Annotated in this window: 20 protein-coding genes; 17 read left to right on the forward strand and 3 right to left on the reverse strand. The window is 59.6% G+C overall.

All coding sequences use genetic code 11. The annotated features are described in order from the left end of the window. Nucleotides 1-47 precede the first annotated feature (47 nt). The 9 genes from alr (at nt 48) to tsaD (ending at nt 10215) form a co-directional block, all read left to right on the forward strand. Nucleotides 48-1343, forward strand: a complete 1296-nt coding sequence (alr, locus tag AC1EJ1_RS09700) for an alanine racemase (protein WP_480295757.1) — start codon at nt 48-50, stop codon at nt 1341-1343. 15 nt (nt 1344-1358) lie between these two features. Next, a complete protein-coding gene (gene tsaE / locus AC1EJ1_RS09705; RefSeq protein WP_480295758.1) occupies nt 1359-2057 on the forward strand; it encodes a tRNA (adenosine(37)-N6)-threonylcarbamoyltransferase complex ATPase subunit type 1 TsaE in 699 nt (232 codons plus the stop codon). Then, nucleotides 2050-2745, forward strand: a complete 696-nt coding sequence (gene tsaB, locus AC1EJ1_RS09710) for a tRNA (adenosine(37)-N6)-threonylcarbamoyltransferase complex dimerization subunit type 1 TsaB (RefSeq protein WP_480295759.1) — start codon at nt 2050-2052, stop codon at nt 2743-2745. Before tsaE ends, tsaB begins: the two co-directional genes overlap by 8 nt. Continuing rightward, nucleotides 2746-3279, forward strand: coding sequence for a ribosomal protein S18-alanine N-acetyltransferase (gene rimI / locus AC1EJ1_RS09715; protein ID WP_227469332.1), 534 nt, complete (start codon nt 2746-2748; stop codon nt 3277-3279). It abuts the gene before it with no gap. A gap of 199 nt (nt 3280-3478) precedes the next feature. Then, nucleotides 3479-4180, forward strand: coding sequence for a succinate dehydrogenase cytochrome b subunit (locus AC1EJ1_RS09720; protein WP_058237127.1), 702 nt, complete (start codon nt 3479-3481; stop codon nt 4178-4180). Nucleotides 4181-4201: 21 nt separating this feature from the next. Beyond that, on the forward strand, nt 4202-6181 hold the full coding sequence (locus tag AC1EJ1_RS09725; protein ID WP_058237126.1) for a fumarate reductase/succinate dehydrogenase flavoprotein subunit: 1980 nt from the start codon (nt 4202-4204) through the stop codon (nt 6179-6181). Beyond that, the gene (locus AC1EJ1_RS09730) at nt 6178-6921 is read left to right on the forward strand and encodes a succinate dehydrogenase/fumarate reductase iron-sulfur subunit (protein ID WP_058237125.1); all 744 of its coding nucleotides are present in this window, start codon (nt 6178-6180) and stop codon (nt 6919-6921) included. Before AC1EJ1_RS09725 ends, AC1EJ1_RS09730 begins: the two co-directional genes overlap by 4 nt. 685 nt (nt 6922-7606) lie before the next feature. Further along, entirely contained in the window at nt 7607-9025 is a 1419-nt protein-coding gene (locus AC1EJ1_RS09735; RefSeq protein ID WP_480295760.1) for a D-alanyl-D-alanine carboxypeptidase family protein, read from the forward strand. Between the two features lie 77 nt (nt 9026-9102). Next, nucleotides 9103-10215, forward strand: coding sequence for a tRNA (adenosine(37)-N6)-threonylcarbamoyltransferase complex transferase subunit TsaD (gene tsaD / locus AC1EJ1_RS09740; protein ID WP_227469331.1), 1113 nt, complete (start codon nt 9103-9105; stop codon nt 10213-10215). 60 nt (nt 10216-10275) lie between these two features. On the opposite strand, the gene AC1EJ1_RS09745 is transcribed toward tsaD, so the two are convergent. Then, nucleotides 10276-11484, reverse strand: a complete 1209-nt coding sequence (locus tag AC1EJ1_RS09745) for a glutamate--cysteine ligase (RefSeq protein ID WP_070726989.1) — start codon at nt 11482-11484, stop codon at nt 10276-10278. A 666-nt stretch (nt 11485-12150) separates the two neighbouring features. On the opposite strand from AC1EJ1_RS09745, the gene AC1EJ1_RS09750 reads away from it, so the two are divergent. Beyond that, entirely contained in the window at nt 12151-13407 is a 1257-nt protein-coding gene (locus tag AC1EJ1_RS09750; RefSeq protein WP_480295761.1) for an endonuclease domain-containing protein, read from the forward strand. Between the two features lie 20 nt (nt 13408-13427). Here AC1EJ1_RS09750 and AC1EJ1_RS09755 read toward each other — a convergent pair whose 3' ends face one another. Further along, nucleotides 13428-14741 (reverse strand): class I SAM-dependent methyltransferase, encoded by a 1314-nt coding sequence (locus AC1EJ1_RS09755; RefSeq protein ID WP_285016195.1) that lies wholly within the window; start codon nt 14739-14741, stop codon nt 13428-13430. Between the two features lie 684 nt (nt 14742-15425). On the opposite strand from AC1EJ1_RS09755, the gene groES reads away from it, so the two are divergent. Next, nucleotides 15426-15722, forward strand: coding sequence for a co-chaperone GroES (gene groES, locus AC1EJ1_RS09760; RefSeq protein ID WP_058237849.1), 297 nt, complete (start codon nt 15426-15428; stop codon nt 15720-15722). A 183-nt stretch (nt 15723-15905) separates the two neighbouring features. Here the strand turns inward: groES and AC1EJ1_RS09765 are convergent, their stop codons facing one another. Then, nucleotides 15906-16196, reverse strand: coding sequence for a WhiB family transcriptional regulator (locus tag AC1EJ1_RS09765; protein WP_058237120.1), 291 nt, complete (start codon nt 16194-16196; stop codon nt 15906-15908). 397 nt (nt 16197-16593) lie between these two features. Here AC1EJ1_RS09765 and AC1EJ1_RS09770 point away from each other — a divergent pair, with 397 nt between their 5' ends. The 6 genes from AC1EJ1_RS09770 to AC1EJ1_RS09795 form a co-directional block, all read left to right on the forward strand. After that, nucleotides 16594-17691: a MerR family transcriptional regulator gene (locus tag AC1EJ1_RS09770; RefSeq protein WP_480295762.1), complete on the forward strand. Its 1098-nt coding sequence runs from the start codon at nt 16594-16596 to the stop codon at nt 17689-17691. A gap of 109 nt (nt 17692-17800) precedes the next feature. Continuing rightward, entirely contained in the window at nt 17801-19162 is a 1362-nt protein-coding gene (locus tag AC1EJ1_RS09775; RefSeq protein WP_070726937.1) for an AGE family epimerase/isomerase, read from the forward strand. Between the two features lie 233 nt (nt 19163-19395). Next, entirely contained in the window at nt 19396-20916 is a 1521-nt protein-coding gene (gene guaB / locus AC1EJ1_RS09780; RefSeq protein ID WP_480295763.1) for an IMP dehydrogenase, read from the forward strand. 277 nt (nt 20917-21193) lie between these two features. Continuing rightward, on the forward strand, nt 21194-21574 hold the full coding sequence (locus AC1EJ1_RS09785) for a cupin domain-containing protein (protein WP_058237118.1): 381 nt from the start codon (nt 21194-21196) through the stop codon (nt 21572-21574). Nucleotides 21575-22482: 908 nt separating this feature from the next. Continuing rightward, nucleotides 22483-23007 carry a DUF6318 family protein gene (locus tag AC1EJ1_RS09790; protein ID WP_480295764.1) on the forward strand — a complete coding sequence of 175 codons (525 nt, stop codon included), beginning with the start codon at nt 22483-22485 and terminating at the stop codon, nt 23005-23007. Further along, on the forward strand, nt 23004-23228 hold a 225-nt coding region (locus AC1EJ1_RS09795; protein WP_480295765.1), incomplete at its 3' end, for a hypothetical protein. The genes AC1EJ1_RS09790 and AC1EJ1_RS09795, both read left to right, overlap by 4 nt.

Consider the following 23228-nt stretch of genomic DNA (forward strand, 5'->3'; position numbering starts at 1 on the left):
CGTGAATATGTACCGGCGACCAGCAGTGCAATACTAAAGGCGTGTTGTTGAACGAATCAGTCGGTGAATGTGACTCCATCGCAGTGGAAGAGTACCCCTCCCGCGCTGTCATCGACCTGGGTGCCATCGAGCATAACGCTGCCGTTTTGCGCCAGGATGGTCCCACGTGTCAACACATGGCGATCGTGAAGGCAGATGCCTACGGGCACGGGCTCGCTCAGGTCACATTGGCAGCAGCCCGCGTTGGATTCACCTGGTTTGGCTCAGCCCAGCTGGCAGAGGCGCGGCGCGTGCGAGCCGTCCTCGACCGGGCAGGATACTCGCGCGACGACGTCCATATTCTGACGTGGCTCGGCCCCAGCGACACCACGTGGCGCGGCGCGATAGATGATGACATTGACGTGTCCGTGTCGGTAGTGTCCACACTCGCCCGCCTAGCAGCCAGTGCCCGGGAGGCCGGCAAGACTGCGCGCGTCCACGTCAAGATCGACACCGGAATGTCCCGAGCCGGAGCCACCCTGTCAACACTGCCGGCCCTGGCGTCAGCATTGGCGATGAGTGTCCAGGACCAGACGGTTGATGTCGTTGCAGCCTGGACACATCTGGCTCGCGCCGATGAAGACTCCCCGGAAGGACTGAGCGCCACTGCCACTCAGCTGGACCGCTTCGACGCCGGCCTGGAGATTCTGGCCGACGCCGGGATCCACCCACGTATCCGCCACGTCGGTGCAACCTCCGCGATCCTGTGGCATGAGCGCGCATGCTTCGACATGGTGCGCGACGGTATCGGCCTGTATGGTCTGAGCCCCAACCCCGCTCAGCGCACCGCTCGCGACCTCCACTTCAGGCCTGCCATGCGCCTGGAAGCAAACCTCGAGATGATCAAGATTGTCGAGGGGGATCAGGCCGTCTCCTATGGAGGTACATGGACAACACCTGGGCCACGATGGCTCGGTTTAGTGCCGATCGGCTACGGCGATGGAGTACCTCGCGCGGCTTCGAATGCGGGGCCAGTCAGCGTGATTACCCCGACGGGCACCATCCGTACCCACGCGGTCGGCCGGATCTGCATGGACCAGTTCATGATCGACCTTGGACCGGTGAGCGACGCTGAAAACGCCCAGCCTGGCGAACAAGGACCCGATCTTGGCCAATACCATGAGCCACCCGCACCGGTTGGCAGTCGAGTCATTCTGTTTGGAAACCCGGATGATCCCGACACGCCGGACGTTCCACTTGCCGACGAGTGGGCTCAGGTTGCAGACACCATCAACTATGAAATCGTGACGCGTATCGGGCCGCGTGTACCCCGCGTGTATATCCCGGCCACTGCACGCCCATAACGAAAGATCGTGGAGATGACTCAGGTTCAGGAATCGACAATTCACGTCACCAGCGCCGACCATACGCGAGCCATTGGCAAAGCGTTGGCCAGCACACTGCGCGCAGGCGACGTCATCATGCTCAACGGCCCATTGGGTGCGGGAAAAACCACGCTGACGCAGGGGATTGGGCAGGGACTGAATGTGCGTGGCCACGTCACGTCTCCGACATTTACCGTCAGCCGTATCCACCCGCCGTTGGACGAGGGCGGGCTCGCCCTCGTCCATGCTGATGCCTACCGCATCACCGACCTGGATGATCTGGAAACCGTAGACTTGGACTCCACTACGCACGACACGGTCACGGTTATCGAGTGGGGCGAAGGCAAGACCGAGCAGTTGTCGGATGATCGGCTGGAAATCGTGATCGAACGCGCCGAAGGAACCGCTGCCGGCGGTGACGATGAGGGCACAGATGCTCACTTAGGCCGTCACACAGACGCTCACGCCGGCGGTCAGGCCGGTGAGGCAGATATCCACGCCGACGCTCAGACGCATCACGACGTGATCAATCTGGAAGATATCGACAGTGGCGAACGCACGCTGACCTTCATTTTGCATGGAACCCGCTGGGCTGGCGTACTCGATGACCTGGATGAAAAGGCTCGGGCGCTCGCAGGACTGGACGCGCCCACCACTGACTTACACGACGAAGTAGGATCCCACCGTGACTGACCTTTGTATTGACACCTCCGGCGCTACCACCATCGCGCTTGTCCGCGAGGGTGAACCAACGCTGTATGCCTCCAATGACTCTGCTCGCCACCATGCCGAATCCATTGCGCCACTCATCTACCAGGTGCTAGCCGAAGCAGGTATCGAAGGGCCTTTAAACTCGGATGATATCGATGCCGCTATCGTGGGAACCGGTCCGGCACCCTTCACAGGTTTGCGAGCCGGCTTGGTCAGTGCACGCACCATTGCGCGCGCAGCCGGCATCCCGCTGTACGGCGTGTGCTCCCTGGACATGATTGCCCGAGCCGGCCTGGACCTTTTGCCACCAGATCAGCGTGTGATCGTGGCGACGGATGCTCGCCGTCATGAAATGTACTGGGCACAGTACGAAGCTCAAGGTCCCGACGATGTAGCCACCATCACCGAGCCGACGGTGGGGCCAGTGCGCACGTTGGCGAACGAACTGCAGGCCAGCGCCTCCATGCTGGTGACCACCGGAACACTTCCGTCTTTCGCTGAGGAAGCTCTTTCAGCCGTCCAGACAGTGCCTGTGACTCCCTTCGATGTGTCCGTGGCCAGCCGAATTGTCCGCTCCCGCCTCGAACGCGGCTTAGAGGACACACTGGACACGCAACCCCTGTACCTGCGCCGCCCCGACATCCACGGACAGCGTCCCGAACGCATGTAAATGGCCAATTCGCCTGACAGTGCGCCCGCGCACGACACCAGTGAGCAGGTCCCCCTCGTCAATTTTCGACCCATGGGCGAGGGCGACGCTGCCATCATGGAAACCCTCGAACGCGACATTTTTGCCGAAGACCCGTGGACCAGCACCATGATCGAACAGGAACTGCGTGCACCCGGACGGTTGTACCTGCTCGCTCAGGCTGGCGGATCTGAGAAGTCTGCGGCGGAACCCGTGGGATACGGCGGAGTGCGGATTGGTCCTGACGCCGACATCATGACGATCGGTGTGACCCGCGCGTGGCGCGGCCGAGGGATTGGGCGCGAACTGCTCAATCGGCTCATGGAGGGCGCCTGGTCGGCTGGTGCTGAACGAATTTTCCTGGAAGTACGTTCGTCGAACGTCGCTGCCCAGCGCCTTTATGAGAATGCAGGGTTCGATGCAATGGGACGAGTCCCTCGCTACTTCCATCACCCGCTCGAAGATGCCATCACGATGCGCGCACTCGCCGCTAACCGGGACTTCCGTCATATTTGAAAGTTATGGGTTGCCTAATTGCGTGGTTCGCAGTGGGCGCCACACGGTCGCTGCTGTGGTGACAACGCGGAAACGGCCGGTAGCGCGAGGCGACGCAGGCGCGAAAATAAGCCAAAAACGTCCTCCTCAAGGTAGGAAGGGCGGAAAAATGGGTGGCGGTTTGGGCGTGATGGCCGTGTCAGGTCGATAGGCTAAAGCCATGGCCACGAAAACTGTTGTGACGAAGAAGCGACATGCGTGGACCACGTCAGTGTTCATGAAACAACTGATGGCGGTCTCCGGTCTGGTCTTCGTAATATTCTTGCTGTTCCACTCGTACGGCAACCTGAAAATGTTCCTCGGTCAAGAGGCGTACGATCACTACGCCCACTGGCTGAAGGGTGAAGCGTTCGTTCCAATCTTCCCTTACGGCGGATTTATCTGGGTATTCCGCGCTGCAATGATCCTCTTCCTGGTCATTCACGTTGCATCCGCCGCTCACGTCTGGCTGCGTTCACGCCGAGCACGCCCCACACGCTACGTCGTCAAGAAAGACGCGGCAGTTGCGTATGCGGCACGCACCATGCGCGTGACGGCAGTATTGCTGCTGATCGGCATCGTCTTCCACATCCTGCATTTCACGATGGGTGTGGTGCGCACCGGCTTCGCCCTCGAGAGCACGCCTTATGAGCGAATGGTTGCGACCTTCCAGAATCCGTTGATGGTATTGGTGTATGTCGTGTTCGTAGGCGCTGCCTGCCTGCACGTCAGCCACGGCTTCTGGTCGGCATTTCAAACCCTGGGGTGGGTGCGCTCCAACACCCGCAAAGTCATGGTGATTCTGTCAGGGCTCATTGGCGGCCTCATCTTTGTCATGTTCATGGCTCCTCCGGTTGCCATCGCGGTTGGCATGATCTCCTAGTAGGTAAGGCACAGATACAAAATGAGTGAGACATTAATAGCAGGCTTGTATCGCGAGGGCGACGCCATTGCCGACACGAAAGCGCCTCTGGACGTGCCCTTGTCACAATGCTGGGAGCAGCGGAAATTCTCCGCAGCCCTCGTCAACCCTGCAAACCGACGCAAACTCCACGTCATCATCGTGGGAACCGGTCTGGCGGGCGGCGCCGCTGCCGCGTCGCTGGGCGAAATGGGCTACCACGTCGACGTGTTCTTCTATCAGGATTCCGCCCGTCGAGCACACTCCATTGCTGCTCAGGGTGGCATCAACGCGGCAAAGAACTACCGCAACGACAACGACTCGGTTTACCGGCTCTTCTACGACACGGTCAAGGGTGGTGACTACCGCGCCCGTGAAACAAACGTGTATCGACTGGCAGAAGTCAGCGCCAACATCATTGACCAGTGTGTCGCGCAGGGCGTGCCGTTCGCACGCGAGTACGGCGGTCTTCTGGACAACCGCTCCTTCGGTGGTGTGCAGGTATCCCGTACGTTCTACGCACGTGGCCAGACAGGTCAGCAGCTGCTGATCGGTGCCTACCAGGCGCTGGAGCGTCAGGTTGCGGCAGGAACCGTCATCGAGCACTCACGTCATGAAATGGTCGAACTGATCGTCTCTGACGGCAAGGCTCGCGGCATCGTCGCTCGCGATATGACCACCGGCGAGCTGGAACCGTACGTGGCTGACGCAGTCGTGTTGGCGACCGGCGGATACGGCAACGTGTTCTTCCTGTCAACCAACGCAATGGGCTGCAATGCAACCGCCATCTGGCGTGCACACCGTAAGGGCGCATACTTCGCGAACCCGTGCTTCACGCAGATCCACCCGACCTGTATTCCTCAGCATGGCGATCAGCAATCCAAGCTGACACTGATGAGTGAATCCCTGCGAAACGACGGTCGCATCTGGGTGCCGAAAAAGAAGGAAGACTGCAAGAAGGATCCTCGCGAGATTCCGGAGGAAGATCGCGACTACTACCTCGAACGCATCTACCCCTCATTCGGTAACCTCGTTCCCCGCGATATCGCGTCGCGCCAGGCGAAGAACATGTGCGACGAAGGTCGCGGTGTCGGACCTGAGATCCAAGGCGTGGCCCGTGGCGTGTACCTGGACTTTTCAGAAGCCATCGAGCGTATGGGGCGCGAAGCCGTCAGCGCCAAGTACGGCAACCTGTTCGACATGTACGAGCGCATCACCGGTGACAACCCGTACGACGTTCCGATGCGTATTTACCCGGCAGTGCACTACACCATGGGCGGCCTGTGGGTTGACTACGACCTCGAGTCGAACCTCGATGGTCTGTACGTGGCAGGTGAAGCGAACTTCTCCGACCACGGTGCTAACCGACTGGGTGCATCGGCACTGATGCAGGGCTTGTCAGATGGCTACTTCGTTCTGCCCAACACCATCAACGACTACCTGGCGCACGCTTTCGGCCTGCCGAAGCTTGACGAGGCCAGCCCGGACGTTGTGGCAGCGATGAAGGAAGCACAGGACAAGATCGATCGCCTGATGGCAGTGGGAGGCAACCGCTCGGTGGACTCCTTCCACAAGGAACTCGGCCACATCATGTGGGAATACTGCGGCATGGAGCGTACTGAGGAAGGCCTGCGCAAGGCGATCGATATGATCCGTAAGTTGCGCCAGGACTTCTGGGCAAACGTGCGTGTGCCCGGACGGTCAGTCGGAGAACTCAACCAGTCCCTGGAGCGCGCCGGTCGCGTCGCTGACTTCATGGAGCTGGGCGAGCTCATGTGCGTGGATGCGTTGCACCGCGAGGAATCGTGTGGCGGCCACTTCCGCGCAGAGTCCCAGACACCCGAGGGCGAGGCACTTCGTCACGACGACAAGTTCCTGTACGTCGCCGCTTGGGAGTGGACCGGTGAGGGGCAGCCCCCAATCCTGCACAAGGAAGATCTGATCTACAACAACATCGAGCTGAAACAGCGGAGCTACAAGTGAACCTGACATTAAGAATCTGGCGCCAAAACGGGCCCGAGGACCCCGGTGCCATGCACGAGTACGAAGTCCGCGGAGTATCCGAGGAATCCTCATTCCTCGAAATGCTCGACATTCTCAACGAAGAACTCTTCGAACGCGGGGAAGAACCGATTGCATTTGACTCGGACTGCCGTGAAGGCATCTGCGGTCAGTGCGGCCTGGTCATCAACGGCATCGCTCACGGACCCGAGGTGACGACCACATGTCAGCTGCACATGCGTCACTTCAACGATGGCGACACCATCACCATCGAGCCGTGGCGTGCCAACGGTTTCCCGGTTATTCGCGACCTGGTCGTGAACCGTTCTGCTTTCGACCGCATCATCCAGGCTGGCGGCTACATTTCCGTCAACACGGGTGCTGCGCCGGATGCGCACGCCACGCCGATCCCGAAGCAGGATGCAGACAAGGCGTTCGAAGCTGCTGCCTGCATTGGCTGCGGTGCGTGTGTGGCTGCATGCCCGAATGCATCGGCCATGTTGTTCACCTCCGCGAAGGTCACGCACTTGAACCTGCTGCCGCAAGGTAAGCCGGAGAACCTCAAGCGCGTCAACGCGATGCTTAACCAGATGGACGCTGAAGGCTTTGGCGCTTGCACCAACATCGGCGAGTGCGCGGCTGTCTGCCCGAAGCAGATCCCGTTGGATGTGATCTCCACGCTGAACCGTCAGCTCGGAAAGGCACTGTTCAAAGGGTTGTAAACTTCGAGGACCTGTCACCCATGGGGCAGTAGCCCCGACAGGTGCCAGAGTCTTGCAGTTGGGGGCGGGAGCCAAGTGAAAACTTGGCTCCCGCCCTTCATGCTGCCGCCCTCGACCCTGTCACCTACGCTGACGCTGCTGTCTGTGCTTTCCCTTCTGTGCGCGCAAAGCCTGCGTGACCTCGGACCCAACTATGCTGCTGGGTCCAACCATGCTGCCGAACCCAACCCTGCTGCGTCAGTGCCGCACCCTCCCGTACCCCGAGGTTCGAATTCGGCGCGGTTTGAATCGGTGTGATCGAAGCAGGAAGCTTGTGACCTGCGCTTTTATCGTGATCAGCCTCGTCGAGTCGCCCTCGTCGATGCCGAATTCGAACCTGGGGGACTGGGACGGGACTGAGACGGGACTGGGTCAGGCCTGGGACGGGACTGGGGTGAGATGCGACTGGGTCGGGATGGGTACGAACGCTGGCATTTGTTCTGGACTGGCTCTAGAACAGGGGGACGTGTAATTGGGCTTGGGGCCCTAGGACTTGGACGGGGGCAGGGCTCGGGGCTTGTGTCTGGGGCTTGAGGCGCGGGTGGATGCGGTTCGTCACCGGGTGGTGTCGCGGCCGCAGGGAACACGCATAATACAATCGACGCATTGGCAGTGCCGGTGACGCATGCGAACGGAGGTGTTGGCGATGCCGATATTCCTATCAGCGGGCGGGCGCCAACACACACGCATCGGCAGGAAAGCGCGGCGCCCTTTACCTGATCCGCTTGCACTTCGCACCGATCCGAAGACCGCCGCCGGTACGACCAGCGCTGCCGACCCTGACGGTTCTTCCAGCATCACCAGCGCAACAAGCGCGGACAGTGCCGAGGGAGGTGAGGAACTCCGAGGTAGCACAGACTCCGAGATGCCGGCCTCCTATCCGCCGCAACCTTGGGATGACCCGACCTGTGAACGGCCTGGTTCATTTCCCCTTCGGCCTGTCTCACCTAAAGAAAGCGATTCGACCGGCAGTGACAGTGCGTACGCGGATCACAAACGCTTCCCGGCGCACACTTCCCATTCGGCAGGTGCAACCATCGCAACGGTGACGACACGCGTGGGAATTTGCCTGCTGGCCAGCATCCTTGTCGCGGTAGCGTTGGCATGGGACAGTCCCACCATCAGTGCGCTGCGTGCACAGGTGGAAAACACGCTAGCAGCCGCGAGCCAGTCGGCCAGTGACGATAACGTCGAGCCGGCGCGAGCAGTCGACGTGACAGCCAACCAGTCGCAATCGGCTGAAAACATGCCCATCGCGCACGACCCGTTCGACCACCCTGCAGTGGCTACAACTGCTGCGAGCTGGCAGGTGATGGATGCCCAAACCGGCGACCTGATCGCGGCCGAACAGATTGATCGCGCCGTCAGTGCTGCCAGTACTCAGAAGCTCTTCACCGTTGAATACGCCGTGAGTAGGCTCTCCCTCGACGATGTTCTCAGTGTCGATGAGGAAACACTTTTGATGCCGCCCGACAACTCCTCACTCGCTGGAATCATGCCGGGCGAGTACACGTTGCGCGAACTGCTCACGGGGTTGCTGCTGCCCTCAGGCAATGACGCGGCATATGCAATAGCCGTGGGAACCGGCCGCGACCTGCTCAATAATGAAAAGGCTGCGCCACAGGACGCCCTCGCTGCCTACGTCGAGGGGCTGGCGCAATTCCTAGCGGACCACGGCTACAACGATACGCACATCTCCGAGCCCTCAGGTCTGAACACCGTTGACCGATCGACTGTGCGGGACGTTTCGCGCGTGGTGACCGCACTCATGACCAAACAGTGGTTCCGCGATATTGTCGCAATGCCCACAGCGTCAGTTCAGACCTCCACGGGCGAGTATCAATGGAAAAACACGAACTACTTCCTGGACCCCGACAAGCCGCAGTACGATCCGCATGTGTACGGAGTCAAAACCGGCTCAATCCCGGACCTGTTCAACATCGTCACCGCCTATCGAGCAGATAGTTCCGACGAGTATCTTCTTTTCGTCTACGGGTCAGCCACGGATGAGGACCGATACGCGGATACGAGGCTGCTCATTGACACTTTCATCACCGACAAATAGAGCTTCGTCGGCCACCCTCGTCGCTGTTGAGGTGTGCAAAATCGTCATCAGGGCGCGCAGGGACTACAATCGCGTCTGTGACTGGCGAATCTGAACCCCTCATTCTTGGAATCGAATCGACATGCGACGAAACCGGTGTGGCACTGGTACGCGGAACTGAGCTGCTGATCGACCGCACCGCCACATCGATGGACGAATACGCTCGGTACGGCGGAATCATCCCCGAAATTGCGTCACGCGCACACCTGGAATCTTTCATTCCGACCCTCGACAGTGCATTGCACGAGGGAGGCGCCTCGCTATCCGATGTAGATGCCATTGCCGTCAGTGCAGGTCCAGGACTGGTTGGATCTCTGACAGTGGGAATCTGCGCGGCAAAATCGCTGGCATTGGCACTCGATAAGCCACTGTACGGAGTCAACCATGTCATCGGGCATATGGCGGTAGACGGGCTGGCTGAAGGTCCCCTTCCGGAGCGCTTTATCGGTCTTGTTGTCTCGGGCGGACACTCCAACATCCTGCTCGTCGAGAACTGGGTCGATGGCGTGCGTGAACTCGGAGGCACACTGGACGACGCTGCAGGTGAGGCTTTTGACAAGGTTGGCCGTCTGCTCGGGCTGCCCTACCCTGGAGGGCCGCACGTGGATCGCCTGTCTCAGCAAGGAGACCGCGACGCCATTCGTTTCCCACGAGGCCTCCACGCCGTTAAAGACAAGGACCGTTACCGCTACGACTTCAGTTTCTCAGGGTTGAAGACCGCAGTCGCCCGATACGTCGAGGGAGAGAAGGCTCGCGGCGCTGAGCTTCGGGCAGAAGATATCTGTGCCGGCTTTTCCGAAGCGGTCAATGACTCGCTGACCGCCAAAACGGTGAGGGCATGCCTCGATACGGGGTGCGACACCATTGTGATCGGCGGAGGTTTCTCAGCCAACTCGCGGCTTCGCCAGCTGATCCAGGAGCGCGCCGAGGGCGCAGGGCTAACTGTGCGTATGCCTCCCATGCGTTTTTGCACTGACAACGGGGCGCAGATCGCGGCACTGGGAGCTCGTCTCGTTGCCGGTGGTGCGGCGCCATCGGACTGGGACTTTTCACCGGATTCTGCGATGCCGTTGACTCAGACGTGGATGGCGCCGACAAACGCCGACATGGCAGTGGTCTCCGAGTACGAATGTTGTTCACCTAACCGGTGATGCGAGGCAGAAGGTCGCCCTCGGCAATGCTGACAGCAGCACGCCGAGAGGCGAAAAACACTACTTCTTGGAGTCTCGGTCCGTGCTCGGAGCACCCTTGGAGCGGGTGTTGAGGAACTCGAGCGGGTTAAGCGGGCGGCCGGCACGCATCTCGGCGAGCAGCAGCTCGGTGACCGCTTCGCGAGAGTTGTGCCGTGCATTCTCAGCGACGATGCGTTGACGCTGGTAGGACGCTCCGAGTTTGAGGATCTTCTCAATACTTGCCAACTCGTCAGCGCATTTGAGGTCTTTCGCCACAGGCTCCAGATCGTTCAGCATACGAACGACCGTGTCGGTGACCAATTCCTCGTTGCCATGCGCATCCAAAATGAGGATCGCTTCCATCCCGTAACGCGCTGAACGCCACTTGTTCTCAGCGACAAACCACTCCGGCATAGGCTCGATCTGCTCCCCGGCGTCGAGTTTGCGTGAATACCATTCGACCAGGCAGTGTGTCAGTGCTGCAAGGGCTGCGACCTCCGTCGCGTTGGTGGCGGCATCGAAGACGCGGTTCTCCACGGTGCCGAGCTTGGGGGAGGGGCGAACGTCCCAGCGCACCTCATCAAAACCATCGATGATGCCGGTGCGAATCATGTCTGCGGCGTACTTTTCCAGCTGGTCCCACTGTTCGAACTGTTGAGGGATGCCGGCCGTGGGAAGTTGCTGGAAAACCATCGCGCGGTTCGAGGCGTACCCGGTGTCGCGTCCTGACCAGAAGGGCGAGGATGCTGCGAGTGACTGCATATGTCCCAGGCGCGAGGCGAGGGCTGATTGAAGCGGGAGCACTTTGTCTCGCGACTCGACGCCGACGTGGACGTGGATGCCGTACAGGAGCATCTGACGACCCCAGTACTGTGTGCGTTCAACCAGCTCTGCGTAGCGCTCTGAGTCAGTGACGCGCTGGAAGGCTGGAGAGGCGAACGGGTGGGTTCCGGCGCTGCCGAGCTCGATGCGCAGGCGGTCCGTGACCGGTCGGAGAAGCTCGATCGTCTCGGTGATGTCGCGCATGCATTCACCGACCGTGTGCCGGGCTCCGGATGTGATCTCGATGGTGTTGAGCAGCATCTCGCGTTGAATGTGGGGGTGAAGTTTGCCGTCGACCTGAGCTTCGGGTGCGTCCAGAATGGCGTTGGCAGCCTGGCGCAGATCGTTGGAATCCTTGTCAATGAGCTGGAGTTCCCATTCAACGCCAATGGTGGATCGTTCGGACGAGGAGAACGTGAGGTGCATGTTCTCGGCCTTTCGGTGGATGAAACGCGTGGGCGGGTGGTGGCTGGTGCGGCTGGTTTTGGTTGAAGGGATGTCCGTGCGCACCGGCTGTTGTGCTCGCGCTCATGCGAATTAGTAACTGGATCATTGTCTCAGTCTGAAAGGCTGCGCGCGCGACAACTCGGCGAATTTCGTCAATCGCGATCGGGCGCGTGGGCGGGTCGATGTTGAGCAGCTGGCTGCTTGGCGCGGTTGCGGCAACTGCATTCAGGCAGGGGCTGCTCGCGTTCGGCGATTCCTCGATCCGTTGATACTACGCTTGTTTCTTCTTGCGCCACCTTCCTCCCCATCCCCGAGGTTCGAATTCGACGGGATTTTCGAGGTGAATGAAGAGGGTGGATGGCTGTGACCTGCGGTTTCGTCCGGAAATACCTGAGAATGCGTGAATAACTGCATCGAATTCGAACCTCGGGGATGAAGTGAAGAGGTCAGTAGGGCAGGAGTGGCAGTTGAAAGACGGCAGTGCGCCCGCTTGTCCACAGGTCTGCCTCGTCGATGGCCGGATTCCACAGATGCTTGCGACCGCTGAACATCCGTGCCCGTACTCTCGCATACTGGCTCAATCGACGAGGGGGGAGCGGGCAACGCGGCGGCCTCAGAATGCGCGAATGTGAAAGGAAGGGCTCGATGGAGTCAGCCAACGGCGGCCACGGTCCACCAACGCTGCGGTGGGTTGCACGGTACATGGCCAAGACGTCGAGACGGCAGCGCCCGAAGCAGGTAGCGGCAGAAACTGGGCGCTTACTGATTCAGATCGTGCGCGGAATTTACCTGTCGACCGCCGTTTTCGATGGCATTGCAGAGCCGTGGAAAATACGGCGAATCATTGAGCTGTCGCGGATCATTGCAGCAGCCATGACCTACCGAGATGCAGTCGTGATTGGAGAATCGGCTGCACTGGTGCACGGCTTGTATACATATGAACTCAGCGGCGATGTCCATCTGCTGGTGCCCACACGACCTGGAAAAGCTGTTCCGACCATGCGAACGATTCGATTGGAATCGTGCAGGACCCAGGGTGGGGTGATCTACTGGTGGGAGCAGCGCAGTGGCGAATCGGTGACAGCGTCGCTGGCACGCGAAGGTTCGCAGCGGCAGACGGTCCATGTGAAAATGGCGCGGATCCGACGACACTCTTCGCGGTCCTTCATGAGCGAAAGACCGCGTCAGCTGGACCTTCAGATGGGGCGTGCGCTGCCAAGTGGCCACCGTCGCTCGCCTCGGTGCGTGATTTTGCGGTGCTCATCGGTGAACGCAACAGCCCTGACGGCAGCTCTCACGGCGCCTCTGCCGTGCGCATTCGCGATGATGTGCGGTGCGCTGAATCGGACGTCGGGGTTCAAGCGGAGCGTCGAGCACCGTTCGCGCAAGCAGGAAGGCCGTGTGCGTGAGACGTGGCTACGAGCGATTCGACAGCTTCCGAAAGGGTTTCGCCGCAGACGCTGGGCCGAGTGGATATGCAGGCATAGTGATGCCGGATGCGAATCAACTGGTGAAGCGGCCCTTATGTGGGTGTTGAAATCTGGCGGCTGTACGGGTCTGACCACTCAAGTACGCTCACCTGCCGATCGACTCGGCGGATGCTTCTACATTGACGTGGCACTCGAAAAAGCCAAAGTCGCCATTGAGTTCGACGGCTATACCAAGTACGGAGACAACCGCTTTGAAGTATCAGATTCCTATGCTCAGCAAATGCGGCGCCAGCACATCCTCGAAAAACGAGGGTGGATCGTCGTGCGTGTGACCTGGTCGGATCTCTTCCACCCCGACCATGTAATCGGCAAAGTATGGGCCGCTGTGGAGCAACGGTCTCGGCTATACGAGACAGTGAAACGAGGTGGACGCCCCAGGCGTCAGGTGAGCAATGACGCGGTCAGAGCCTAGAGGAATGACGCGGTCAGAACCTAATGAGAAGTACGGTTTCCTGCATGATCGAGTCGACGGGTGAGGATTGCACGGTGAGTGTCGCCAAGCCGTGTTGCGAAAACGGTCATCTCACCGCCATCCGAGTCGGAAGAAAGCGCCGAGGCTAAAGCGCGCTGCATTGCTCCGGTATCGATTGAAGCACCGCGCTTCTTGATTTCAACCGAGCTGGGGTCGAATTCGCGAAGCGCCTTCTTGATGGCTTTCATGCGCAGAGGAACCACCGAGCACACCTCAAACCGTGTCCACCATTCGGCAGCGGGTAGCGAGTCTGCGGTGAGGTAAGCAATCGAACCGGAAATGAGGTGTGCACCGAATTGCTCGGCCAACGTGGCGATTCCTCCGGACCGGATCACTGCAGGATCGGGCTCAGTGAGCATCGAGCCAAGGACACCGACAGGTGCCTGCGCAACGCGTGCAGCGCAGTTTCCGCGGGCTCCCTCGTCAATCAGCGTCGAAAACACTGTGCCGGAAGCAGCGCTCCGCATGACACAAGCGGAGCGGCCCGCTGGCAGCCCCATCGCGGGGGAGTAGAGCAGTGCTTCGACCAGTTCCCCGTCGACGCTGGTCCACTGCGCATGCCAGGTTGGCGGCAGCGTGGCATGCTCGATTCCCGGAGCAACTTTGATGGCGACACGACCGATTGTCTTGGCCCAGGAAATCGCCTGTGACAAGGGCGGAGACCACTGTTCCGGATCGTAAATGCGTTGCGAACCGCGTGCAGCGCCGGTCCTCCTGGAGGGGTCAACGAAGAGAGCATCCACGCCGTCTGCGCGCAGTGTGTCGATATCGAGCGCCGTCACGTCAGCAACCCGCACGCGTGCAGTGGGGTAACTCGAGAGATTGGCGGTGGCCACGGCTGCGGTCGTTGCGTCCAGTTCGACGGCTTCAACTCCTAATCCCGCTTGGGCGAAAGCTCGCGAATCCGAACCGATCCCGCACCCAAGGTCCGCCACTGCATGCGCCCCTGCCTGTACAAATGCCGCCGCGTGGCGTTCGGCAATGACACCGCGCGTGGCTTGTTCGAGCCCGTCACGAGTAAAAAACATATCGGCTGCTGTTTCACCGAATTTCGCTTTGCCCTGGATTCGTAGGCTCGTCAAAGTCAGTGCCTCTGCGATCAGATCCGGCGCATATCCTCGGGATCGAAGCTTGGCATTGAGCGTGTTGAGGTGCGGCTGAGCGGTGCGCACGGTGAGGCCTTCAGGCAGGAAACCTGTGATCTCGGAGAGGAGTTTCTTGCCGTCCCCGCTGATCAACTCGCCGAAAACTTGCGATGCATCCGAATAAACCACGCTCCTATCCTGACATGTATAAAGGGCAGAACGAGTGCCGCCCTCACTGGCGTGGCTCACCAATGCTGGAGCGCGAGACGTTGTTGCCTGTGCGAATGCGCGCTGAGGAGTAAGTTTCACTGGCAAATGCGACGAGATACGTGTCTTCCTGGGATCTGACGTGCCAACTTATGCCGTATTAGGTTGGGTGTAGCGCACTCGCGAATACCCTCAGCTCTTCATCCCCGACGCCCGATCCCGAGGTTCGATCTCAACGACACACCCTGTGGCCCGACGTCCCCCTTAAGTCCCGAGGTTCGATTTCGGTGATCTACGAGGGGGACGTTGCTTCGTGACAAGTCTCTGACCAGCGGATTTATTAAGTCGTGTGCCTGTTGTGCCGATGAAACAGTGCCGAGTTCGAACCTGGGGAACAGGGGGGAGGAGGGATGGCAAGAGCTGGTCGGTGTGGAGGCAATCCACTGAGATCTGCGCGCCCCAGGCCACGCGCTAGGCCATGGGACACGGTATTTTGGCACTCGGATTGTCAGAGTGCCAACTGAGCTTTAAAATAGATGCATACGTGAAGTTCGGATCCCTATCCAGCTTCGCGCAACAATGAATGTCTCCAGACCCTGGCCCCCGCGACGGCAGGCGTGAGGAGGCGACCATGAACCTGTTCGAATGAGAAAGGGAGTCAACGAAGTGTCGATCTCCATTAAGCCGCTCGAGGATCGTATCGTGATCCGTCAGCTCGAAGCGGAACGTACCACCGCTTCCGGTCTGGTTATTCCTGACACCGCCAAGGAAAAGCCGCAGGAAGGCGAAGTGATCGCCGTGGGTCCGGGCCGCATTGACGACAACGGCAACCGTGTTCCGATGGACGTGAAGGTTGGCGACTCGGTTATCTACAGCCGCTATGGTGGCACCGAGGTCAAGTACGACGGTGAGGAATACCAGATCCTGTCTGCTCGTGACGTGCTGGCAATTGTCGAGCACTGAGCCAACTGACAAGTAAGTGGTGGGGTTCTGCAGCTGAGCTGCAGGACCCCACCACTGTTTTAAAGCATGTATCAGATTGACCTGTAAGGCGTGTGTCTAAGCGGGACTTTCAGGTAGGCACCGACCTTATCTAGGAGATAGGCAGCCGATTTCCTCCAAGAGACCGGCATGCCAGCGACCTGATCAGGACACGCGGCGACGTTTACGCTGGACGATCTCGCGACGTTCCTCTTCGGTCATGCCACCCCAAATACCATAGGGTTCCTGAGAAGCAAGTGCGTGCTGTCGGCACTGCTCGATGACGGGACAGGTAGCGCACACTGCTTTCGCGTTTGCTGCGCGACGCCGCCTAGCAGCACCACGCTCACCTTCGGGATGGAAGAACATCTCGGTGTCCATGTCTCGGCACGCACCGTCGTACTGCCATTCCCACACGTCCATCATTGGGCCTGGTAGGCGTGACACATCGGTCATTAGAGCTCCTCACTGACTTTTAGCGCATAGGTTCTCAGGGGAAACGGAAGAGTGTTTCTGAGTCCGCTGATGCGGCTTTGATGAAAGGCAATAGCGTCGGGTCCGAGCGAAGTGTTCGGATCTTGAGCTGTTCCCGTTATCGCCACGAGTTAAGACTATATTTTTGTGCAGCTCTTATTCAAGACCGTCTGGAAAATTCCATGCGAATTCCCAGCTGTTCACGCTAAGAGCTGAACGATCCGAGGGGCCCGCGCCTATTCGTAGCCATTCGTTGAATAGAAATTGCGTAAGTAGTGAATAAGTTTCCGGTGGCAGAAAGCTGAGGAAGGGGCGAGAATCAGAGCTGAGGGCCGAGGCGAAGTGCGCTGAGCGCCTCGAGAACCAAAGGAGAGGGGCCGTGAGCATCGAGAACGGTGGCGAATTTGACTTCTCACACGCCCCACTGGCAACACCCACACTGCCACTGTCAGCGAGCCAGCCACCCGAAATAGGCCCCGTCCCGCTCACCGTGACAGCTGTCGCCGAACGTCTGGGAATCTCCCCGTCGACGGTACGAACATGGGAACGCCGCTACGGAATGGGCCCACGCCGACGCGCAGGTGCTCACCGTCGCTATTTTGCAGATGACATCATGCGGCTGACCCGAATGGTCGAGCTGGTCCGCTCAGGAGTTGCTCCATCTAACGCAGCGGCAACGGTGCGTGAGCTTTCAGCCCGAGACCTGGCAGCGGCGGCGCCCGCGGCGCCACCCTCGTCCCCTGACCAGCTCCTTGATGCCGTGCAACGAGATGATTTCGCGGAGGTTGCCCGGCTGGTCGAAGCGTCAGTGGCGACGCACGGACTGATCCACACCTACACTGACTTCGTCGAACCAGTCACCGAAACACTTCGTAACGACCCGGCCGGCGAAACCCCCGGCGGCGCATCCTCACTGATGTTGACAGCGATCGTGCTGCGCGTGCTACGAGCCCTCGCTCCGCATGCTGGCAAAGTCTGCCACAGTGACGAGGGCGGCCCACGTGACCGTGATGGGAAGACTCACATGCACGACGCCGCGAATGATGCTGTAGCACGCGATCATGACTCCGCCCGACTCGCCGCTTTGAACGCGAAGAGCGCCTGGTGCCATCACCGTCTGGTCATTATGGCTGATCCTGCGAACTTCATTGCCGCGCATATGGTTGGGGTGGATGTGCAATGGAGAGGCCTGCCAACCTCTATTTTGCTCACCGGATTGTCGGACGCAACCAGCGCCGTACGGCAATTTGAGAGGCATCGGCGCGAACTGGGCTGCTCTGTCGTGATCGTCATGGGCAAAGGATCAGGGGCGCAGGAGCTAATAGAGCAGCTCACGCGCATAGACGATCTGCATATCGTGCTGGTGGGAGAACGCGCCCCCCACATTGTTGATGCGCGCATTCAGCGCGTGCGCACACTGAGCGCATGCGTCGACGAGACGGTGGCTTTGATGCGCGAATTGTGCCGCACGCCATGAGCTCGACGGCCGACCGTATTAGGCTGTCATGTAGCTATGGCCGAGGGCGGTGAACGCCCGCACCGTCATAACCGATAGTCAACCGCACCCGACTCGAAGAAGAACCGCAATGGAAATGCCCTGGTCCAACACCGATCTCATGGTCGGTTTCGATGAAGAATTTGACGCGATTGTCGACTTTGCACGCGCGAGCCGCGTAGATGGCGGATTCGGCTATCTGGATGCGGACGGAGTTGTTGACCCGACCCGGCCGATTGAACTGTGGATCACGTGCCGGATGACACACGTGTTCGCCATGGCCGCGCTCAAAGGTGATGACAGTGCGCGCGAATTTGTCGAGCACGGTGTCGCGTCGTTGCTTGGCCCCCTGCACGATGATGAGCACGGCGGCTGGTACTCAGCGATCACGCCTGACACACACGAAGTTGCCCTCGACAAGAAAGAAGCTTATGCGCACGCTTTCGTCGTTTTGGCGGCAACCTCCGCGCTGGCAGCGGGGATCCCGCAGGCTAACGAACTTTTGGATGAGGCGCTGCGGGTCGAAGAGCGTTACTGGTGGGAACCGGAATTTGGCCGCGTATGCGAATCGTGGGACCTGGCGTTCACTCGAAAAGAGGACTACCGCGGCATCAACGCCAATATGCATACCACCGAGTGCTTCCTGTCTGCATGGGATGCGACAGGGGATCGCAAGTGGCTTGACCGCGCACGCGGAATCATCCGCTTCGTCTACGACCAGGCTTCCCAGCACGAGTGGCGAATCCCGGAGCACTTCTCAGCGAACTGGCGCATTATCCCGGATTACAACCGTGATGAGCCGGCCCACCCCTTCCGGCCCTTTGGCGTGACGCCTGGTCACGGCTTGGAGTGGGCTCGCCTGTTTGTCCAGGCGCATGCTGCACTGGCGCAGGAGGGCGAACCAGGCGACGACATCGCGTGGATGACCGAGGGAGCAGTACGCCTGTTTGAGCGCGCCGTGGCTGATGGATGGGACGTAGACGGCGCTCCCGGCTTCGTCTACACCACCGATTTCGAGGGTACGCCGGTTGTGCGTGAGCGCATGCACTGGGTGATGTGCGAAGCGATTTCCGCTGCTGTCGCGATTGCCCCCTTCTTGTCCGAGCATCCAGCCGGCAAGTCGCATGCTGGTAACGACAAGGGTGGTGCGCGCAGTGAAAATGATTTACGAGGTGAGGGTGACCTGCGCGATGAGTCGGCTCCGACGATTACCACGCGCAGCCTTCAGGAACTGTATGCGCAGTGGGTGGCGTACGTGGATGAATACCTGCGAGAAGCTCCCGGCCGCTGGTATCACGAGCTGACACCGGACAATGCTCCCGGAACACGCACATGGCCCGGGAAGCCGGATGCATATCACGTGGCTCAGATGCTGATTTTTGCGCGTCTGCCTCTCACACCGACGTTCGCTTCGGCTATCAAGGATGGGTTGCTCGCACCGCTGGATCGCTGATTGTTCTGCGGTGGAGACGCGCAACGGCTCCCTCGTCTGTGCTGCTGACCTGGCGGCGCGACCGGCCCCCTCGTACCTGTGCGTCTGCTCTGCGCATGCCCGAGCTGATCCCGGGGAGCTGCGACGTGTGCACAGAGCAGCCCCGGCTGACCCGCACACACCCGCGCTGATCCGTGACCATTTTCATTGTCATCGAGGGCGATTCGTCGTCCCGATTTGCCTACACTTTGGATATGGCAGACTTTAACGCACATAACCCGTTCGAACTCGTTGGTCTTACATACGACGATGTCCTGCTTCTTCCCGAACTGACAAATGTTGTCCCATCCTCTGTGACAACCCGAGCGCAGCTCACGAAGAGGATCTCCCTCCATATTCCGTTGATCTCGGCCGCGATGGATACCGTCACCGAAGCGCGCATGGCGATCGCGATGGCTCGGCAAGGCGGCATCGGCATCCTGCATCGCAACCTGACGATCGAGGATCAAGTCTCGCAAGTGCGGCAAGTCAAGCGCTCGGAATCGGGCATGGTGGAAGACCCCGTGACAGTGGGGCCCGACGCCACGATCGACGAGCTCGACAAGAAGTGCGGCCATTACCGCGTGTCCGGTCTGCCGGTTGTGGATGACGACAATGTTGTGGTCGGCATTATCACCAACCGTGACCTGCGTTTTGTGCCGATGGATCAGTGGTCGACGTTGACAGTACGCGACTGCATGACACCGCGTGAGCGCCTCATCACCGGCAAGGTTGGAATCTCGCGTGAGGACGCCAAGCAGCTGCTGGCTGATCATCGAATCGAGAAGCTTCCGCTCGTTGACGACGAAGGCCACCTGACCGGCTTGATCACGGTGAAAGACTTCGTCAAGACCGAACAGTACCCGAATGCGACGAAGGACGATCGTGGCCGGCTGGTTGTGGGCGCTGCGATTGGTTTCTGGGGCGACGCGTGGGATCGCGCGGTGGCTCTGGCTGAAGCCGGTGTTGATGTGCTGGTTGTCGACACCGCCAACGGTGGAGCCGAACTCGAACTTGAGATGGTGCGCCGTATCAAGTCAGACTCTCGTTTCGACGGCGTGGATGTGATCGGCGGAAACGTTGCGACCACCGAAGGAGCTCAGGCTCTGATTGACGCAGGTGTGGACGCTGTCAAGGTGGGCGTTGGCCCCGGTTCGATCTGCACTACCCGTGTGGTGGCAGGCGTGGGCGTTCCTCAGGTCACCGCGATTTACCTCGCTGCTCAGGCCTGCCGCCCAGCTGGAGTTCCGCTCATTGCCGATGGCGGTCTGCAGTACTCCGGCGATATCGGTAAGGCGCTGGTAGCGGGAGCTGACACGGTCATGCTCGGTTCCCTGCTTGCCGGTTGCGAGGAGTCGCCCGGTGAGCTGGTCTTCACGAACGGTAAACAGTACAAGCGTTACCGCGGCATGGGCTCTCTTGGAGCAATGAGTTCGCGCGGCAAACGTTCCTACTCGAAGGACCGCTACTTCCAGGCCGATGTGACATCTGATGATCAGATTGTGCCCGAAGGTATTGAGGGACAGGTGCCGTACACCGGTTCGCTCGCCGCGGTCGTCTACCAGCTGATCGGTGGCCTGCACCAAACCATGTTCTACCTGGGTGCTCATACGTTGGACGACTTGAAGCAGAACGGACGTTTCGTGCGTATCACCTCCGCCGGCCTGCGTGAATCTCACCCGCACGACGTGGAAATGACCACTGAGGCGCCGAACTATCACGGAGCCGGCAAGTAGTTTTACCTGGTCGCGCACCGACGCAGCTATTGCGTACCGTGCTGCGTTGCGCGCGTGAAGGGGTGCCTGTCCGCGCACCGACGCGACAGTGCATGGGCCACCCTCGTCCATTCGTCATGAGATGAGCGACGAGGGTGGCTCTCGCTTGTCTATATCGTACGTGCTCATGAGCAGCGCTGGCTGATATCTGGTCGTAGAAGGGCGGGCGGCTGTAAGCTCGGTATAACGTCCTATGCGAGGCGCTTTTCCGCGTCGAGATCAGCCAAAGGAGCTCATGATGACCACGCACGACACCTTCGTTCTTCGACGTAATGCTGACATGCAGCGCGAGGCGCGCGAACACATGCGGGACGGCGCAGGCACGGTGCACCTGACTCACATTTTGAAGCCTGAGGAGATGTTTGGGCGTGGCCGGATGTTCTCCGAGATCACGCTGCAGCCGGGTGAGTCGATCGGAGTGCATGATCATCAGGGTGAGTCCGAGTTCTACTACATTCTGGCCGGGCGTGGGACGTATGCAGTTGATGATGAGACGTTTGAGGTCGCGGCCGGCGATCTGACTGTTGTGCCTGACCATCATCGACATGGCATCGAGAACACCGGTGATGAGCCGCTTGTGTTCATTGCGCTGATCCTTTTCACCGACGACCACGAGTAAGGCGCGCGGGGGAAATACAAAGGCCGGGTTAGACCGGCGCGGTGCAGGCCGGAAAAGGCCGGCACGGGATAGACACAGGGCGGGCTAGGCGGACATGGGAAGGACACAGGCGCGACAATACCTGCACGGGAAAGGCGCGGGCCGAACAATAGCTGCACGGCCGGATATCTCATGCGCATCCCCTTTTTCTTTTCGTCCCCGAGGTTCGATTTGGCGTGGTGGTGGGTTCGTTGTGAGGCTGTGGGTGCTACGTGCCGTTAGGTGGGCGAGCCTGTGACCTGCAGGAATGGTTGCTCAGTGAGGTCGTCTTGAGCCCTTTGCGCTGTGGGTGTGTGTCGAGTTCGAACCTGGGGGAACATGCCCGGGACCTCGTGTGATTGTCGAGGGTAGACAGGGGTCGTGCTTTGCGGGGATGGCTCAAGCTTGCGCTTTCTTGTGGGCTGAAGGGTTTCGTGTGGGGGTGCGCGTGCGCATACAGCGTCTTCCCACATTGTGGGAAATCTTCTTCCCGTTCCCGCTCCCGCTCCCTTTCCCCGTCTGTCGATCTGAAGGACAGGTCGCCGGCAATCGCACCCACGGGCGAGGCATTTGCACTGGTCAGGAGTAACCTCACGGAAGATAGAGGTGTGATGGGCCGAGCTAGAGGCATCCAGATCGACAGGTGGGTGCAGGAAGAGTTTGATCCACAATTATGAATTGGGTCTGTACGGGCAGCAGTACTGTTCCGTAGTGTGGTGCACATGACACGACGATCACGACGCGCCTCGCGCACTAGGCTGCTGATTCCAGTATTGGCTGGCTTGCTCACTCTGGCTGCATGCAGCCACGGGGAAGGTAGCAACCAGAGTGGCAGCGCTCAAAGCCCTCAATCCCACAGCGGGTCACACGAAGCGGCGCAAAGCATACCCATGTCCGGTGAGTACCCGATTTTACCCAACGGGAAGCTGGGCAGGCCCGTGGACTGGGTGGAACCACACAAACCACAACTACCCAGCGCTGCCACCAACATGGACGCGTTCGGGGCACGATACTTCGCCGAGTACTACCTCAACCTCCTCGCATACTCCATCAACACCGGCAACACCACCACCCTCAAAAAAGTCAGCAGCCCCGAATGCAAAGTCTGCCAATCATACATCGACCTAATTGGAACGATTTACGAAGACGGGGGATGGGTTGACGGCAAGAACTATACAATCACGCGGATTGACGAACCGATTCCACACCCACAGACTAAAGGGCTCTACTTCGTTAAAATTCACGCAAAGAACGCTCCCTACGTCGAATATCGTGAGAGAGAACTGTACCCGGCGCAGGAAAATCAGAGGATCATCGAACTAGAAGTACTAGAGCAGGAAAATAGATTTGTGATTAAGAGCTTTTACGCGAAAGATGGTGCCGCAAGTGATGAAAGCGGGGAAGCACAATCGTGAAAAATCTGATTCTTATTTTTCCGGCTCTTACGCTTCCGCTGTCCTATCTGCTGGCATCCCTCCCTACGGAAGATTCCCCACGTGTCGACGAGATAGTGAGGAGCGACGTGGCTGGCAGTGTGACTGTTGAATCTTCGTTTACTGAGGTGGTGTCGGTGCCTGGTGTGGAGGGTGCTGGCGTGGAGAATGTTGACGCCGCTGGTGCTGGTGGTGTGGTTGAG

It is taken from the genome of Pauljensenia sp. C0170B4, assembly GCF_056590235.1.